At 65.1% G+C, this 2,519-nt stretch carries 1 protein-coding gene; it reads right to left on the bottom strand.

The window, feature by feature from the left end; all coding sequences use genetic code 11:
- Nucleotides 1-2,519: glutamate synthase central domain-containing protein (locus VFL64_RS17535; protein WP_489541668.1), on the bottom strand; the 2,519-nt coding region annotated here is incomplete at both ends.

The following is a 2,519-nucleotide window of genomic DNA, read 5'->3' as shown; positions in this document are numbered from 1 at the left end:
TCGCGTCCGGTCTTCAGCTGCCCGTCGACCTGCACCGACACGCGGTCGCGCATGCCGTTGAGCATGAGCGTCTGCTGCGTCTCGGCGAGGCCGAGCTCCCACGGGGTGCCCGCGTGCTTGAGCGAGTTGAGCGGGCTCGCGCCCGTGCCGCCGTCGTGCCCCGAGACGAGGATCACGTCGGCGAGGGCCTTGGCGGTGCCGGCCGCGACCGCGCCGATGCCCGACTGGCTCACGAGCTTGACGTGCACCCGGGCCTTGGGGTTCGCGCGCTTCAGGTCGAAGATGAGCTGCTTCAGGTCTTCGATCGAGTAGATGTCGTGGTGCGGCGGCGGGCTGATGAGGCCCACACCCGGCACCGAGTAGCGCAGCTTGCCGATGTACTCGGACACCTTGCCACCCGGCAGCTGGCCGCCCTCACCCGGCTTGGCACCCTGGGCCATCTTGATCTGGATCTGGTCGGCCGAGGCGAGGTACTCGGTGGTGACACCGAAGCGGCCCGAAGCCACCTGCTTGATCTTCGAGCGCAGCGAGTCGCCTGCGTTGAGCTCATAGTCAGCGCGCACGTCACCGCCCGGCATCAGGTCGCTGATCTTCGCGCCCTGAACGATGGGGATGCCTTTCAACTCGTTGCGGTAGCGCGTGGGATCCTCACCACCTTCGCCCGTGTTCGACTTGCCGCCGATGCGGTTCATGGCCACGGCCAGCGTGGCGTGCGCTTCGGTCGAGATGGAGTCGAGCGACATCGCGCCGGTGGCGAAACGCTTGACGATCTCCTTGGCCGACTCGACCTCGTCGACGGGAATCGCCTTGCTCGGATCGAACTTGAACTCGAACAGGCCGCGCAGCGTCATGTGGCGGCGTGACTGGTCGTTGATGAGCTGGGCGTATTCCTTGTAGGTGTCGAAGCGGTTGGCACGCGTGCTGTGCTGCAGCTTGGCGATGGCATCGGGCGTCCACATGTGTTCTTCGCCACGCACGCGCCAGGCGTACTCGCCGCCGGCGTCGAGCATGCCGGCCAGCACCGGGTCGTCGCCGAAGGCGGCCTTGTGCATGCGGATGGCTTCCTCGGCCACATCAAACACGTCGATGCCGCCGACCTGGCTGGCCGTGCCGCGGAAGTACTTGTCGATCAGCGGCTTCTCCAGGCCGATGGCCTCGAAGAGCTGCGCACCGCAGTACGACATGTAGGTCGACACGCCCATCTTGGACATGATCTTCGACAGGCCCTTGCCGATGGCCTTGACGTAGTTGTAGATCGCCTTCTCGGCCGACAACTCGCCCGGCAGCTCCTTGTGCATGGAGGCCAAGGTCTCCATTGCCAGGTACGGATGCACGGCTTCGGCACCATAGCCTGCAAGCACGGCGAAGTGGTGCACTTCGCGTGCGGAGCCGGTTTCGACCACCAGGCCCGCGGTCGTGCGCAAACCCTCGCGGACCAGGTGCTGGTGGATGGCCGACAGTGCCAGCAACGCCGGGATCGCGACGTGGTCGCGATCCATCTGACGGTCACTGATGATCAGGATGTTGTGGCCGCTCTTGATCGCGTCGACGCTCTCGGCGCAGAGCGAGGCAAGCTTGGCTTCCACACCCTCATCACCCCAGGCCAGCGGGTAGCTGATGTTGAGCTCGTGGCTCTTGAACTTGCCGTAGGTGTGCTTCTCGATCTCGCGCAGACGGCCCATGTCGGCGAAGTCGAGCACGGGCTGCGACACCTCCAGGCGCATCGGCGGGTTGACCGCGTTGATGTCGAGCAGGTTGGGCTTGGGGCCGATGAAGGAGACGAGCGACATCACCACCGCCTCGCGGATCGGGTCGATCGGCGGGTTGGTGACCTGAGCGAACAGCTGCTTGAAGTAGTTGTACAGCGGCTTGTTCTTGTCGGAGAGCACGGCCAGGGGTGAGTCGTTGCCCATCGATCCCGTGCCCTCTTCGCCGGCTTGCGCCATCGGGCTCAGCAGGAACTTGATGTCTTCCTGCGTGTAGCCAAAGGCCTGCTGGCGGTCGAGCAGCGACTCGGTGAACTCGCTGGCGCTGCCGGTGGCTTCGATCGAGTCGAGGCGCACGCGCACGTTCTCGATCCACTGACGGTAGGGCTTGGCGAGCGCGAACTGGTTCTTCAGTTCTTCGTCGTCGATGATGCGGCCCTGGTCGAAGTCGATCAGGAACATCTTGCCCGGCTGCAGGCGCCACTTCTTGACGATCTTGTTCTCGGGGATCATCGGCAGCACGCCGGACTCCGAGGCCATGACCACCAGATCGTCGTCGGTGACGATATAGCGCGAGGGGCGCAGGCCGTTGCGATCGAGCGTGGCACCGATCTGGCGGCCATCGGTGAAGACCATCGAGGCCGGGCCGTCCCACGGCTCCAGCATGGCGGCGTGGTACTCGTAGAACGCGCGGCGGCGCTCGTCCATCGTGGTGTGCTGTTCCCACGCCTCGGGAATCATCATCATCGCGGCGTGAGCGAGCGAATAGCCGCTCATCGTCAGCAACTCCAGCGCGTTGTCGAAGGTGGCCGT

The sequence above is a fragment of the Rhizobacter sp. genome (assembly GCF_035702065.1).
Lineage (GTDB): Bacteria > Pseudomonadota > Gammaproteobacteria > Burkholderiales > Burkholderiaceae_C > Rhizobacter.
Note: the sequence above shows the minus strand (reverse complement) of the source record. Positions and strands in the feature narration are given on the sequence as shown.